This window comes from Gordonia sp. NPDC003585, from assembly GCF_040610755.1.
GTDB lineage: Bacteria > Actinomycetota > Actinomycetes > Mycobacteriales > Mycobacteriaceae > Gordonia.
The window spans coordinates 17098-31757 of the sequence record NZ_JBEXMX010000065.1; the positions used below are offsets into that span (position 1 = coordinate 17098).

Genomic DNA, 14660 nt, shown 5'->3' on the forward strand with positions numbered 1-14660 from the left:
CATGACGTCACAGGACTTCCCCGTGTCGATGCGTCTCTCGGGATCGGTGTCGGTGACCGTCGGCGGTGAGACAGCCGTCATCAGGTCCCGCCGCGAACGCGCGGTGCTGGCGCGACTGGCCGCCGCGGGAGGGCACATCGTCTCCTCGGATCGGCTGATCGACGATCTCTGGCATGGCGAACCACCGCCCAAGGCGCTCGCGGGTCTGCAGGTGCACATCTCCAATCTGCGTCGCGTGCTCGAACCCGGTCGCGCGCCGCGCACTCCTGCTCAGATCCTGGTCAGCGACGCGCCCGGTTATGCCCTGCGACTGCCGCGCGAGGCCGTCGACCTGTGGCGTTTCGAGGATCTCGTGGGCTGTCCCGAATCAGACGTCGGCATCCGCCACACCCGGCTCACGGAGGCGCTGGAACTGTGGCAGGGCGTGCCGTTCGGCCCACACGCCGAGGACGACTGGGCCCGCGGCGAGGTGGCCCGTCTGTCCGAATTGCGTCTCGCAGCAACCGAAGCGATCGCGTCGACAGCCCTCGAACTCGGCAGGGACGCCGAGGCTCTCGCCGCGCTTTCCGGCTTGCTCGACGTGCACCCCGACCGGGAGGAACTCTTCCGGCTCACCGCCCTCGCGCAATACCGACTCGGTCGCCAGGCGCAAGCACTTCAGACTTTGCGAACGCTGCGCGAGTATCTTGCCGACGAACTCGGCGTCGACCCATCACCGCCCTTGCGGGAACTCGAATCGGCTATTTTGCACCATGATTCGCGGATTCAGCGAGCACCGGCGTCGGTAACCGCGCCGGCGCCCGTCGCCACCACACCTCGCCGCGTCGACCCTGCTCCCCGACGGACAGGACCCGAAGCGGCGCGTCGGGCCGAGCTCGGAAAGGTCGAGGTGCACGCCGCGTCGACACTGCAGTCCGGCGCGCGGTTGGTGTGGATCACCGCAGAGGCCGGCGGCGGGAAATCGACTCTGGCCCAACATGTCATTCGCCGGCTGGGCGAGGAAGGGTGGACGACTGCCATCGGGCACTGCCCGGAGGTCGAGGGTGCGCCAACCGCATGGGCGTGGCGAGAGGTCCTGACCGGCCTCGGAGCGGAGATCGATACCGACGACCCGTTCCGCATCGCACGAAAGGTCCTCGATGCGTGCGCGTCCGCGCCGACGGATGGCGTCGGAACCGTGCTTGTCCTCGACGACGTTCACCGCGCCGACAGCGCCACCCTGCAGATCCTGCGCCAGCTCACCACCTGGCTCGCCGATGTGCCGGTGCTCATCGTTGCCACGTACCGGCCGTCGGAGGCCGGCGGCGAATTGCTGGCCAGCGGTGCGGCTTTGCTCTCGGTCACGGCCGACCATCTGGCGCTGTCGGGACTCACCGATGCGGGTATCCGGGCCGTCGCGGGCGAGGCCGGGCTTCGCCCCGTCGACGACGAGACGATGGCCCTGCTGCGGTCCCGCACGGACGGTAACCCGCTGTTTGTCCGGGAACTCGCGCGGCTGATCGCGTCACGCGGCCGCGGGGATGCCCGCACCGGAGTGCCGCGCGGTGTGCGGGAAGTGTTGTTGCGCCGCATCGAACAACTGCCGCCGGCGACCGTTGCGGTGCTGGAGATGCTGTCGGTGTCCGGTCGTACCGCCGACACCGACGCGCTGGTCTGCCTGTGCACGGTGAGTCTCGGTTCCGAGAACGCGGTGCTCGACGCGCTCGACACCGCGGTGGTCGCAGGTTTGCTGGCCGTCGAATCCGACGATGTGCGCTTCAGTCACATCCTCATGCGCGACGTCGTCTACGACGCGATACCGACCCTGCGCCGGCGACGAATGCATTGGCAGGTGTTCCGGCAGCTGGAAACCCGCGCGCCGACAGAGGAACTCGCCGTGCACGCCGCTCTCGGAGCCACCGGTGCGACGGTTGCCGAGGCACTGCCGATCGTCGAAGCAGCAGCCCGGCAACGGTTCTCCACCGCGCTCGCTGCCGACTCGGTCGAGTTGTGGCAGCGGACGGTGGATCTGCATCTGCTCGCGGGGCACGACGCGGCGTCGGCTCCGATCGGTGACCGGACGGCACTCGTTGAGGCACGCTGCAATCTGGTCACCGCATTGGCCCACCGCGGCGATGTGGCGCTCGCGCGAGAGAACCAGCGTGATGCCATCCTGCTCGCGGAATCGCTCGGTGACCGGGCGATCATGGTGCAGGCATTGACCTGCTGGCGCACCCCGTGGATCTGGGGAACACAGACGAAAGGCGTTCTGGACACAGAGATCGCATCGGCGCTCGACCGAACGCTGGCCGACGCGACCGGCGCCGAACGCGTGGCACTGTTGGTGGCAGCCGTGCTGGAGTACGAGAGTGCCGACGAACGGCTCGCCGCCGAGTACGGTCGCGAAGCGCTGCGACTGGCTCGGGATCTCGACGATCTCGAATTGCGCTGTGCTGCTTTCAATGCCCGGGTGTTCACCGCCGTTGGACCGGACGATCGTGCCGAATTCACCGTGATCGCCGAGGAGTTCTTGGACACCGCGCGCGCAGCCAAAAGCCTCGCCTATCAGGCGGCCGCGCACTTCTTCCTGTTCATGCTTCGGCTCGCGCAAACGGACCTGCCCGATGCGATCGAGCAGATGCGACTGGCGATGAGCACCGCCACGAGCGGGCGCCTCGGGCAGTTGGCGATCGTGCTCATGTCGTTCAGCGCCGTGCTGGAGGTGCTGCGCGGCAACCTCGACGCTGCCGAGATCATCTATGCTGCCCTCACCGCTCAGCTTGTGGGAGCAGGAATTCCAGCAGGCGCCGACTTCCATGTGCTCTCGGGTGTGTGCCTCGGTTGGCACCGCGGCAGCATCGCCCCCATCGCCGACGACCTGGCCGCCATCTATGCGCGCGCACCCCGGACGGTGGCGTGGACGCAGGTGATCGCGCTGCTCGACACCGGCCGCGTCGACGAGGCACGTGCGCTTGCCGAGAGTGACCCGCCGATCAGCCGGGACTACTACTGGACCGGCAACCAGGCCTTTCATGCCCGCGCACTGATTCGCCTCGGCATGGTCGAAGAAGCGAGACAGCTCTACGACGAGCTCCTCCCGTGGTCCGGCTCGATCGCCGGATTAGACGCTGCGAGTGTGGCTTTCGACCCGATGGACCTTCTCTTAGCCGACCTCGCCGAGCTGGTCGGTGAATCCGAACAGGCTGCGCGGCATCGTGAGCTCGCACGCGAAGTGTCCGCGAAGGTCGCGCGCGATCTCGCCGGGATCGGCTGAGGGGCAGGCAGTCACTTCGACCGCCGCGCAGCAATCACTCTGTCGCGCACCTCGTCCGGCCAGATGTTGCGTGTCGGCGCCACTGCGTCGATCGCCGAAAGTCTTGCTGCATAACGCTTCAGGGCGCGTCGGTCTCCGTCGGACTGCGTGATGCCCAGGTACTCGGCGGCGACCGGGTGCTGGATGGCCCGCACTGCGGCGGTAGGGAGCTTCTTGAAGAACCAGTAGTCGGGTCGCAGGAGTTGATCGCGGTACCAGGCCACGCCCGGTTCGGGGTCGAGTTCGGTCGCGAGTGCATATGCGAAGTACTCGTCGAACTCGGCAAGGGTCGCGGGCATCACGCGCGACGAGATACCGAAGCGGCGATACCACTCACAGGTCTCGGCGTAGAGCTGTTCCCGCATTGGCTCGGTCAGGCCGCCGAAGAAGACATCGACGCACGTGAACAGGGCGTCGACGTAGGTGGCGTGCTCGAAGAAGAACACGTCGGGGTTGAGCGCGTGGTAGCGCCGACCGTCGGGGCGTTGGCCGTGGAACTCGTCGTGGCTGTAGCGGATCATGCGCACCTCGTCGAAGTCCGCGTCGTACGCCGACCGCACGATGCACGGTGCCGTGCGCTGCTTGTGCACAAAGACACGGCGTTTGACCAGCGAGAACTCGTGGGTGGCCGACGCGATCGACGGGTGCAGCATCTGCAGCGAGACCGCCCGGCAGATCGACATGACGAACCGGCGGTCGCCGAGATAGCGCCACAGCAGTGAGTTCTCGTCGAGCGTGACATCTGCGTCGTTGCTGATGGTCATCGTGGCACCCCCGTCGGACCGATTATCTGATCACAACTGTAGTCAGACTTGGCCGCCGTTTCGCCCCCGGTCACCAAACTGCGACCTACCATCGAGACGCGGGGATCACCGAGTGAGGGGACCGACGTGGGCAATGGCGCCGACATCGAGGTACACGGCGAAGCGGACTCGCGCTTCGCCGGCGTCCGGGACGCGCTATCCGAGCAACTTGCGTCGGGTGAAGAGCTCGGTGCCGCGATCGCCGTGGATATCGACGGCGACCTCGTGGTCGACCTGTGGGGCGGTCACCGCGATGCGGCTCGCACGCTGCCGTGGGACCGCGACACCATCGTCAACGTGTGGTCGACGACCAAGGAGGTCACCGCCCTCGCGGTGCTGATGCTGGTCGAGCGGGGCCTGGTGGATCTGTACTCGCCGGTGGCCACCTATTGGCCGGAGTTCGCGCAGAACGGCAAGGAAGCGATCGAGGTGCGCCACGTCATGGCGCACACGTCGGGGGTGTCGGGCTGGGATCAACCGTTCACCATCGCCGACATGTACGACTGGGACTCGTCGGTGGCGAAGCTGGCCCGGCAGGCGCCGTGGTGGGAGCCGGGTACCGCGTCGGGCTATCACGCGCAGAACCAGGGGCATCTGCTCGGTGAGATCGTGCGACGCGTGACCGGCAAGCACCTCAAACAGTTCGTCGCCGACGAGATCGCCGGGCCGCTCGGCGTCGACCTCCAGATCGGGGCCAAGCCCGAGGACGACGAGCGGATCGCCGAGATCATCCCGCCACCGCCGCTCGATCTCGACTTCTCGTCGGTGCCCGCCGACTCGCCGATGATCCGCACCTTCACCGGTCCGGTCGCAAGTGCCAACGCCGCCAACAGCATTGCGTGGCGTCGTGCCGACATGGGCGCGCTCAACGGACATTCGAATGCCCGTGCGCTGGCGCGAACACTGTCGGCGATCTCTCGCGGTGGGTCGGTCGATGGCGTGAACCTGTTGTCCGAGAAGACGATCGACCACATCTTCGACGAGCAGGCGCGCGGCGTGGATCTTGTCCTCGGTGTTCCGTTGCGCTTCGGCATCGGCTTCGGGCTGCCCGAGCCGGTGACCGTCCCATCCCTTCCGGATGAACGAATCTGTTTCTGGGGTGGCTGGGGCGGATCGGTGACCGTGATGTTCCCGGACCGTCGACTCACCATCTCCTACGTGATGAACAAGATGGGTCCCGGCGTCATCGGGTCGGACCGCTCCGACGCCTACACCCGCGCGATCCTGGCGGCCGTGCCGTAACTTCGTGGCCGCTTCCCTCCGCTCCCTGAGGTGTGAGGAGCGCAAGCGACGAGCCTCGAAGGGCAGGTGACGAACGCTGATCTCCCTCCTCATCGTCCTGCTCGTCCTCGGCACTGCCGCCTCGGCCTGCGCCGTCATCGCGGCCTACGTCTACCTTCGGGATCGCCCCGACCGCGATCGCGAGACTCGAGATCGACTGGCACGACGATGGCTTGTGGCCACCGCCATTCTGGGGTTGTCGGTCATCGTGTTGCGGTTTGTGTGGGTGCTGTTGCTGTGATGTGACTGCTGCCTCCGCCGATCCCTGAGGTGCGACGAGCGCAAGCGAGGAGCCTCGAAGGGTGCCGGCGAGACAAGAGTGTCCTCTCGCCAGGGCTTCGAGGCTCGTCGCTAGCGCTCCTCACTCCTCAGCCAGCGGGAGGGCGACTCTCTTGCACAGAAGCTTTGGCTACCGGAAAGGCAATACGCACCACCGCCTTCCGGATCTCCTCCGCCCAGAGCACCGACGATGCGACCGCCACCGCGAACGCCCACTGCGGAGCCGTCAGCGACGTCGTGTCGAAAAGATCTTGCAGGAAGCCGACATTCAACACCGCAATCTGCAGGATGATGACGCCGACGATGGCGAACCACACGGCCTGATTGGTGAACGTCTGCAACGAGAACACCGAGTGGCGATCCGACCGCACGTTGAGCAGGTTGAAGACCTGATAGAACACAAACGTCGTGAAGCCCAGAGTTGTTGCGAACAGGGCGTCGTCGGCGCTGTCGGGGAAGATGTCGTCGGCGAAGACGAGCACGAGGATCGTGCCCACCGACATCACGATGCCCAGGAACAGGATGCGTACCAGGCGATTTCGGTTGAGGAGTTGCTCCGACGGTGACCGTGGTTTCTCACGCATGACGTCGGGTTCGGTGGGGTCGACGCCGAGCGCCAACGCCGGCGGGCCGTCCATGATGATGTTGACCAACAGGATCTGCAGCGCCGTGAACGGTGCGCCGCCGGCGATCCCGAACACCCCCGCGGTGAGGAAGATGATCACGAATCCCCATGCGGTGGTGAGCTGGAACTTCACGAACTTGATGATGTTGGCGTAGATACCGCGACCGTCGCGTACGGCCGCGACGATGGTGGCGAAGTTGTCGTCGGTGAGGATCATCTTGGCGGCGCCCTTGGAGACGTCGGTGCCGGTGATGCCCATGGCGATACCGATGTCGGCCTGTTTGAGCGCGGGGGCGTCGTTGACTCCGTCGCCCGTCATGGCGACGACGTCACCCGCCTTCTGGAGGGATTCGACGTAGCGGATCTTGTGTTCAGGGGCCACCCGGGCCAGTACCCCGAATCCTTCAGCACGAGAGACGAGTTGGTCGTCGTCGATCTGGTCGAGATCGCTGCCCGACACGGAGTCGCCGTCGATGCCGAGATCGTGGGCGATCGCGCTCGCGGTGGTGAGGTGATCGCCGGTGATCATGTGGACGCCGATGCCTGCACCGTGGGCGACCTTGATGGCTTCCCGCGCCTCGGGGCGTGGCGGGTCCAAGATGCCGACGACGGCGTAGACGACGAGGTCCTGCACCGCGTCGAACAATCCCTCGGCGTCGGACGGCAGTGTTTCCAGGGTGCGCCCGGCGATCATCAAGGTGCGTAGCCCTTGGCGTGCAAGGGAATCCACTGCGTCGGTGATGCGGTCACGGTCGGCGTCGGTGAGTTCACGCTCGCCGTCGCCGCCGCGCAGACGATTGGCGCGAGTCAGCAGAACGCCCGGCGCACCCTTCGCGTAACAGCGCACCCGGTCCTGCGGGTTGGGTGTGCTGGTCTCGTGGAAGGTGGCCATGAACTTGTAGTCGGAGTCGAACGGAACCTCACCGAGGCGCGGATGACTTTCCCGCGCACCCGCGACGTCGATGCCGCCCTTCTCGGCGAGGACGACGAGTGCGCCCTCGGTGGGGTCGCCGACGAGCGTTCCCTCGGAGACCGACGCGTCGTTGCACAGCGACATCGCCAGATAGGCGCGGCGGAAATCGGGCAGCGGTTCCTCACCGTCGCTGAGGATGTTGCCGTCGGTGCCGTAGCCCTCACCCGTGACGCGGTAGCTCTTGCCGCCGGCCAGGAAGCGTCGCACCGTCATCTCGTTGAGCGTGAGCGTGCCGGTCTTGTCGGTCGCGATCTGCGTGGTGCTGCCGAGTGTCTCCACCGCGGCGAGCTGTTTGATGATCGCGCCGCGTTTCGCCAACCGCGACGCACCCAGCGCGAGGGTGAACGCAACGACGGCGGTCAGGCCTTCGGGGATGGTCGCGACGGCAAGCGACACGGCGGTGAGGAGGAGGTCGTCCCACGACTCGCCACGAAGCAGACCCAGGATGAACACGATCACGACGACGACGATCGCGACGATCGTCAACAGTGTCGCCAGCTGATCGATGCGACGCTGCAGCGGCGTCTTGTCGGTGCCGGCGCCGCCGAGGAGGCCGGCGATCTTGCCGATCTGGGTGTGCATGCCGGTCGCCGTGACCACCATGACGGCGCGGCCGCGGGTGATCTCGGTGTTCATGTAGAGCATGTTGGTGCGGTCGCCGACGGGGAGGTCGGGGTCGTCGAGGGCTTCGGTGGTCTTGTCGACGGGCTGCGACTCACCGGTGAGCGCCGCCTCGGCCACCTGCAATCGCGCCGCCTCGACCACTCGGCCGTCGGCTGGTATCGCGTCACCGGCTTCGAGGAGGACGACGTCGCCGGGCACCAGGTCGGTGCGGTCGATCTGCTGTTCACGACCGTCGCGCCGGACGCGGGATCGCGCGATGGACATCGTCTGCAGCGCCTTCAGACTCTCCTCCGCGCGTGACTCCTGGACGTAGTTGAGCACCGTGTTCAGCGTGATGACCAGCAGGATCACCACCGGCGTCTCCCACTCGTGCGACACCCCGGCGCTCACCGCAGCCGCGACGATGAGGACCAGCGTCATCTTGTCGGCGAGGAGCCGGACGATCTTGCGCAGAGCGGATTCGCCGGCTTGTTCGTCGAGCCGGTTGGCGCCGGAGGTCTCCCGGCGATGCGCGGCCTCGGTGTCGGAAAGACCCTGTGCGGTATCGACGTTCAAGGTCATCGTGATGGTGTCCGGACTCGACGTGTGTGCGGCGTCGGGGTCGATGTCTGCCATGCGTGCTCCTTCGCGACGTCCCGCGTTCGAGCACGGGGTCTCACCGTGAATCTGTGTTGAGCTAAGCACAGATCACTACTCGTCGGGCGCTTGCCGACTCCCTGGCAGATCTGGTGTCTTCCCGCACGACGTCGTGGTGAGATCCGCATCGATGACACGTGACATGGGCGTCAACTGGATAATCCAGACGACGACGCTGACCGGTGTCATCGGTGCGGATGTCACAGTCAAGAAACAACGAGTTCTCGGAGGTAACGATGCCGACCAACGGTTGGGAGTTCTGGCGTCTCATCCGCGTCGACGATGAGTCCGTGGACTGGCTGGCAGCCACCAAGCCGAACGCCCGCGCTTTCATCGATCAGCGCAAGGTGTGGACGCTGATCCCGAACCGATCGATGTTCATCGCCAACTGGTTTGTGACCGAGGACCATCACCGCGGCTCCGATTACTTGTGGACCCACGAGAACATCGACGTCGACGAAGCGCGCGAGATCGCACTCGAGGTTCCCGACATTGGTGGCGACGAGTTGCAGCGCATCACCAGCCCCAAAGCTGGACTGACGCTGGACCAGATCGACCGCTATCCGGTGGAGAAGGTGCTGGGCAACCGCGTGGCGACAGTGTTGAGTGCTCGGCGATCACGCCGCTGACTCAGCAGGCTCCTTCTTTTTGCGCCGCGGGATGAAGTGCATGATCACCACGATGATCGCGCCGACCACCAATCCCACGAGCGCCGACACCACCGTCCCAGCGGTCCAACTCAACAGTCCCCCGAATCCATGGGCGAGTTCTTCGAACCAGTGCTCGATGTCGTGTAGACGGTCGGCGGGCCAGTGGAATCCGGCCTCGCCGACGTTGACGATCAGAATGTGGCCACCGACCCACAGCATGGCGGCGATACCGACGACGGTGAGCGTGGACATGATCTTCGGCATCGCCTTGACCAGGCCACGCCCAATTCGCTGGCTGACCGTCGACTCGCGCTGCGCCAACGACAGCCCGACGTCGTCCATCTTGACGATCACTCCGACCACGCCGTAGACGAGGATCGTGATGAGGAAGGCGACGACGATGAGCACCAACAGCCGTGTCAGGAATGGTTCGGATTCCACCGACGACAACGAGATCACCATGATCTCCGCCGACAAAATGAGGTCGGTGCGGATCGCGCCGTTGACCATCGTCTTCTCGAACTCCGGGCCCTTCTCCGCAGCCGGCACGTCGTCGTCGGCGTGGTCGTGGGAGTGTCCACCGCCGAACGCCTCGTACACCTTCTCGGCGCCCTCGTAAGAGAGGAACAGACCGCCGGCGATCAGCAGATACGGCAGCGCCTGAGGAAGAAACTGACTGAGGATCATCGCCACCGGCAGGATGATCAGCAGCTTGTTGCGTATCGACCCGATGGCGATCTTGCGGACGATCGGCAGCTCACGGTCAGGGGTGAAGCCGTGGACATACCGCGGCGTCACGGCGGTGTCGTCGACCACCACGCCAGCCGCCTTGACACTGGCCTTACCGGCTGCCGCGCCGATGTCGTCGATCGATGCCGCGGCCACCTTGGTCAGGGCCGCGATGTCGTCGAGCAGGGCAACGAGGCCACCAGCCACAGGAACCTCCAGAGAAGCGAGCGCGAGTCAACGAACATTATGGCCCACCGGTCGGGCTGACCGGGATCGGCAATATGCCCGATGCGCGTGCTGCCATGGCCGGCCCAGTCCGGAGGCGGTGCAAGTTCGCTGGCTCGGACCGTGAACCCGCCACGTTCGCGGGCATGTCGAAGTGCGCGTTCGACGGCGGTCTCGCCCTCCTGCTCGGGGAGGTCGTCCTCGCCCAGGCATGCCGTGCGCTCGTCGGGTGTGGCGAGGTTGAACACCGTGCCGTTCACTCTCAGCACGTGGAAGCGAGGTAGCCAACGTGCGCGCTCGATGCGGCCACGTCGCCGTAGTTCTCATCAACGGCTGCTCCATTTGCGCGTCCTCTAAACCTCGACGAGTCCTGCTCGTAAAGTTACGTTGCGCTCAGCAGCGAGACGACCTTATGTATACGACGTTCATGAATTCCAGATTGGAGCACACTGTGGCCCCAGCGCTCGAGATCCCCTCCGTTGCCACGATCCGCCGAACTCTGATGCACGTTCCCGAAGCGCTGCGCGACGACGAGCCGACACCGGAATACGTTGCCGATGACAACGATCCAGCGCTTGAGGTCTGGAACCCCGAACGAGTAGAAGGTTCACTTGCCCCGGTCGAGCACTCGGGCGAGGCTCTCGACGCCAGTCCTGTTACCGATGAACCCCTGGTGACCTTTGAAGTCCCGCCCCAAGTGACGGATGCCGACCTCCGCTATGCGCTTGGCGATGAGCGCATCCGCGAGCTGCAACGACTCGAGCAGATCCGCGGCATCGACGCACTCGGCTGGTATGTGACATTCCACCAACGCAGCTACCAGCATGGTGTCCACATCCCGTTAGACGGTGTCATCCATCTTGCACGTCAGGCCTTTTCCCAGCTCGAGCTTCCCGTGGAACGAAAACTGGAACTCGCTTTCCACGCGATCGCACGACACGAGCTCTTCCACTTCGCGGCGGACTGCATGACCGCCAACTGGGAGCTCGCTACTGGAGTTGCCGTCCGTTGGCCGGGTCAAGCGAAGTATCGCAACACCGACGGCTACGACGAATACGAGGAGGGACTTGCCAACGCCTATATGCTGCGCGGCTTCAAGCATCCGAGCCGTGTCCTGGCAAATTCCGGCGGTGCCTACAGTGCACTGAAGGGATACTGTAGACGCCAACCCGCTGGCTACCGCGATGGACCGGACTATGCACGTTCCCGTAGCGCCTACCTTGAGAACTGCGGCCGACTCTCTCACGACTATCACGGTGCCTCCGAAGCTCCGTGGCATGCTCCCGGCGCACTCGACCCACTGATCTTCTACCCCAACATCGTCAGAATCGACTGGACCCGTTGCCCAATCATCATCCACGACTCGGGTAAGTTGCTCGAGCAACTCGGCATCGGGATCTCTTCGTTTCGCGCAATCGCCAGCATCGTGGAAACTGCCGGCTTCACCAAATCGCTGTGCAAACTTGACCGTCGACTGCAAAGGCAGTGGCAGATGAGGAAGGATGACCTTGCGCGGTCTACTGACCTGAGGAGCCTCGACTTCAAACGATGGAAACCTGGCGGGAAGGATTGCTACTCCGTTCGAGTGGACGGCAACTACCGTGCCCACCTTCGCTACAACTCGAGCGAATTCACCTGGGCTGCTGAGCAAATCGGTGATCACAAGAGGATGGGCCACGGCTGATACGAGGACCGACTCAGGCAGCGGCTTTTTGCTATCTCCAGCAGGCCGGCGGCCGAGCGCTGCCGAAACCGGTCGGCGCCAAGACGATTGCGAGCGAGGGCACCACGGCGACACCGTGGAGGGAGCAGCTTCGTGTCGATATGCACGACGTCGTCCGCTTCCGCGAGGGTCTGTCGCCTTCCGGTCCATCAGAGCAGCACTGCCTCTCGACGAATGTCATCGTCGACGTCGGGCTTCAGGCCGCCGTAGTCGACGAGATCGATCTCCCGACCGAGGACCTTCTCGAGCAGCTGTTTGAAGCCGACGAAATCGAACGACGACGTCGCCTCGGGCGCCTCGACAAGCAGGTCGATATCCGACGTGGGATGCGCCTGATGGCGAGCCACCGAACCGAACACCGCCATCCGGGTGTATCCGCGTTCGGCGGCAAGGGTTTTGAGGACAGGCGCCGCAGCTTCCAACAGAACCTCCGGGTGAACATTGTCGAGGTCGGGAGCGAACTTGAGTTGCTGACTGACGGCCGGCTGCGTGATATCGAGGATCTCCGCGATCTGGCGTTGGGACTTCCCGGTCGCAGCCAGCGCTCGCAAGGCAAGGATGCGTCGCAGGCGCGCAACATCTTCGGCACGCCGCGCGTTGCGGTATTCGGCAACCAGACCCATAAGTCAACCTTATCACCGGTCGGAACGAGTGGCGGTCCAAACTTTGGGCGCCGGCACTGTAAGCAAAACCACAACCAGCCTTCATCGTTTGACCAGCTAACAGGTTCATTCTGAATGGTGGTAGACCCCATCGGGCCCACCTACGCAGAGACAACGGACGTCGGCGGAGGTTCACATGAGCGTCGTTCTCGGGCTTCATCTTCAATCGGATCGCGTGCTGGCCGCAGTCGGCCCAGACGGCTCGGCCGGCGAGTCGCGACAGGTGTTCCCGGCATCTCTGCGATGGCCGGCCGACACCGCACCGACGCTGCCCCACCGCCGGAACCACGACGCGATCTACCGCCATTTCGTCGACCACATCGGCGACCCGCGTCCGCTCTCGATCCCGGGCGCACCGGATCGGCTGGCCGACGACCTCGCCGCCACGCTGATCGCGACGGTCGTCGCCGCCGTCGAAAGCAGCCGACACGAGCACGTCTCGCGGGTACTCATCGCGCATTCGACGTATTGGACGGTGGCCCAGCTATCGTCGTTTCACACCAGCCTCGTCGCGGCCGGGCTCGGCGAGAACCGCGCCCTGCTTCTCGCTCCAGACATCGACGTCGCCCTGGGGTGGATCGACCACACCACAGGACTCGTCGGCGCGCAACAGGTTTCAGTGTGCGATCTGCGTGCCGAGAGCGCGATCGTCGGCCATGCCCGACGGCCGCGCTCGGGTCATCTCACGGCCGTCACCGCACACGGCTATCCCGGTCTCGGCGTGTCCCGCCTCGACGAGCGTCTCGGACGCCGTGTCCTGGCCAGATCGGCCCGCGCCGGCCGCCCGGTACCGCGCCATCCGGCCCTGCTCGCCCAAGTGCGTGCAATCTGCGCCGAGACTCGAAACACGTTGCATACCGGTTCGATTCGAGTGGAGGTCGCGGCGCCCTGCACGCGTCGCATCGAAAAGCACAACGTGACACTTCATCCCGACGACGTCTACCATCTCGCCCGCCCCCACTCCGCCGAGATCGTGCGCGCCCTGCAGCGTTGCGCCGCACCGGGCGCCGAACCCGACCGCGTCGTCCTGATCGGTTCGGCACCACGCTTCCCCCTGCTGGCCGAAGCCGTGGCCGCTCGGTTCGGCTGCCCGGTGATCGTGCCCGACGATCCCGAGTTCGCCTGTGCGCGAGGGGCCGCTCTACTCGCTGAGGCAGCGCCCAACCCGTGGGCAGCACTGCCGATTCCGGATTCCGTCGTCTGAGCTTGCCGCGGTCGAGCCGAGCGCCGAACTGGGTTGATACGTCGACGGCCACCTGCTGAAGCTCGCCGGTTCTTGCCGCTCGGTGTAGACCTCACCCGGGCACACACTTCCCATCGACAGGTCATCCGGCAATCTAAACCAACCCGCACTGCGCCTGTTCACATAAGTGCAGGCCGCTCGTGTCCGCCGAATAGACCCGGTCTCGCCGCTGCGGTCCGCGCACTCTTTTGTCGGACCATCCGGCTACAAACAGCAGTACCTGACTGCCGAGGAGGCGCGCATGACGAGCTGGGCTGACTTGGCACCTTGGCTCCTGGCGATGACCGGTGTCTTCACGGTCATCAAGGGGCATCGAAGGTGATGGCGAAATCACCGCGTGAACAGCTGGCCCTGTGGTCAGCACGTGTTGAGGCATCGGCCGAGATCTCCACGGGCATTGCCGTGTTCCTCCTGTTCTACGCGTGGGTGTCGCAGTACACCGACGGGGCCTTGTGGGCACTGAAAGTGGCTGCCACCGCTGGTGGCGTACTCCTCGTGGTGCTCTTCTTCGTCAGCATCTTCGAATTCGGCGCTACCCGATATCACGGCGGAGAATCCTCCCAAACCATGCCCGGAGACGCCCGGACATGAGGTTCGAGCGCAGCGAAGTCCCCGAAATCTCAACCTCGGCGCTCCTCTAGCCGACCGAACTGGACAAACAGCGAGGCCACAGTCCGACAGGACTGTGGCCTCGTGTCTGCTGCTGTGGTGTACCGCTCGTGGTGACCAGTTCATCATGCCTGCAGACGTAGTGTTTCGTGGGCTGAAATCCGGCTAGTTTATGCCGAATCTCCGACGAGTTCTCTGCCATTGGCCGCGCTGACGAGGCTCAAGGAAGTTCCCCAGGTGTGCTCATTGAAATTCCCCACCTGTGGGCGCTCCTACTGTAGCGACCTTCGGGTTGGCGCGGTGGCG

Annotated in this window: 11 protein-coding genes; 6 read left to right on the forward strand and 5 right to left on the reverse strand. The window is 65.0% G+C overall.

Annotated elements, in window-relative coordinates:
• Nucleotide 1: 1 nt before the first annotated feature.
• Nucleotides 2-3253: a BTAD domain-containing putative transcriptional regulator gene (locus ABZW74_RS17305; protein WP_355277871.1), complete on the forward strand. Its 3252-nt coding sequence runs from the start codon at nucleotides 2-4 to the stop codon at nucleotides 3251-3253.
• 11 nt (nucleotides 3254-3264) lie between these two features.
• Here the strand turns inward: ABZW74_RS17305 and ABZW74_RS17310 are convergent, their stop codons facing one another.
• Entirely contained in the window at nucleotides 3265-4056 is a 792-nt protein-coding gene (locus tag ABZW74_RS17310) for an oxygenase MpaB family protein (protein WP_240860408.1), read from the reverse strand.
• Between the two features lie 126 nt (nucleotides 4057-4182).
• Between ABZW74_RS17310 and ABZW74_RS17315 the strand changes: the two genes are divergently transcribed.
• Complete coding sequence (locus tag ABZW74_RS17315; RefSeq protein WP_355277874.1) at nucleotides 4183-5337, forward strand: serine hydrolase domain-containing protein; 1155 nt, start codon at nucleotides 4183-4185, stop codon at nucleotides 5335-5337.
• Nucleotides 5338-5744: 407 nt separating this feature from the next.
• Here ABZW74_RS17315 and ABZW74_RS17320 read toward each other — a convergent pair whose 3' ends face one another.
• A complete protein-coding gene (locus ABZW74_RS17320) occupies nucleotides 5745-8492 on the reverse strand; it encodes a cation-transporting P-type ATPase (RefSeq protein WP_355277876.1) in 2748 nt (915 codons plus the stop codon).
• A gap of 257 nt (nucleotides 8493-8749) precedes the next feature.
• Here ABZW74_RS17320 and ABZW74_RS17325 point away from each other — a divergent pair, with 257 nt between their 5' ends.
• Nucleotides 8750-9142, forward strand: a complete 393-nt coding sequence (locus tag ABZW74_RS17325; RefSeq protein ID WP_355277879.1) for a hypothetical protein — start codon at nucleotides 8750-8752, stop codon at nucleotides 9140-9142.
• Here ABZW74_RS17325 and ABZW74_RS17330 read toward each other — a convergent pair.
• Together ABZW74_RS17330 and ABZW74_RS17335 are read right to left on the reverse strand one after the other, a co-directional pair.
• Nucleotides 9131-10099 carry a DUF808 domain-containing protein gene (locus tag ABZW74_RS17330; RefSeq protein ID WP_355277882.1) on the reverse strand — a complete coding sequence of 323 codons (969 nt, stop codon included), beginning with the start codon at nucleotides 10097-10099 and terminating at the stop codon, nucleotides 9131-9133. The two genes, ABZW74_RS17325 and ABZW74_RS17330, sit on opposite strands and share 12 nt — an antisense overlap.
• Nucleotides 10054-10377 carry a hypothetical protein gene (locus tag ABZW74_RS17335; protein WP_355277884.1) on the reverse strand — a complete coding sequence of 108 codons (324 nt, stop codon included), beginning with the start codon at nucleotides 10375-10377 and terminating at the stop codon, nucleotides 10054-10056. Before ABZW74_RS17335 ends, ABZW74_RS17330 begins: the two co-directional genes overlap by 46 nt.
• Nucleotides 10378-10544: 167 nt before the next feature.
• On the opposite strand from ABZW74_RS17335, the gene ABZW74_RS17340 reads away from it, so the two are divergent.
• Nucleotides 10545-11801, forward strand: coding sequence for a hypothetical protein (locus ABZW74_RS17340; protein ID WP_355277887.1), 1257 nt, complete (start codon nucleotides 10545-10547; stop codon nucleotides 11799-11801).
• Nucleotides 11802-11989: 188 nt separating this feature from the next.
• Here ABZW74_RS17340 and ABZW74_RS17345 read toward each other — a convergent pair whose 3' ends face one another.
• On the reverse strand, nucleotides 11990-12463 hold the full coding sequence (locus ABZW74_RS17345; protein WP_355277889.1) for a nucleotidyltransferase domain-containing protein: 474 nt from the start codon (nucleotides 12461-12463) through the stop codon (nucleotides 11990-11992).
• A gap of 175 nt (nucleotides 12464-12638) precedes the next feature.
• On the opposite strand from ABZW74_RS17345, the gene ABZW74_RS17350 reads away from it, so the two are divergent.
• Both ABZW74_RS17350 and ABZW74_RS17355 read left to right on the forward strand, forming a co-directional pair.
• Nucleotides 12639-13706 carry an FGGY-family carbohydrate kinase gene (locus ABZW74_RS17350; RefSeq protein ID WP_355277891.1) on the forward strand — a complete coding sequence of 356 codons (1068 nt, stop codon included), beginning with the start codon at nucleotides 12639-12641 and terminating at the stop codon, nucleotides 13704-13706.
• A 360-nt stretch (nucleotides 13707-14066) separates the two neighbouring features.
• Complete coding sequence (locus tag ABZW74_RS17355; RefSeq protein ID WP_355277894.1) at nucleotides 14067-14336, forward strand: hypothetical protein; 270 nt, start codon at nucleotides 14067-14069, stop codon at nucleotides 14334-14336.
• Nucleotides 14337-14660 lie beyond the last annotated feature (324 nt).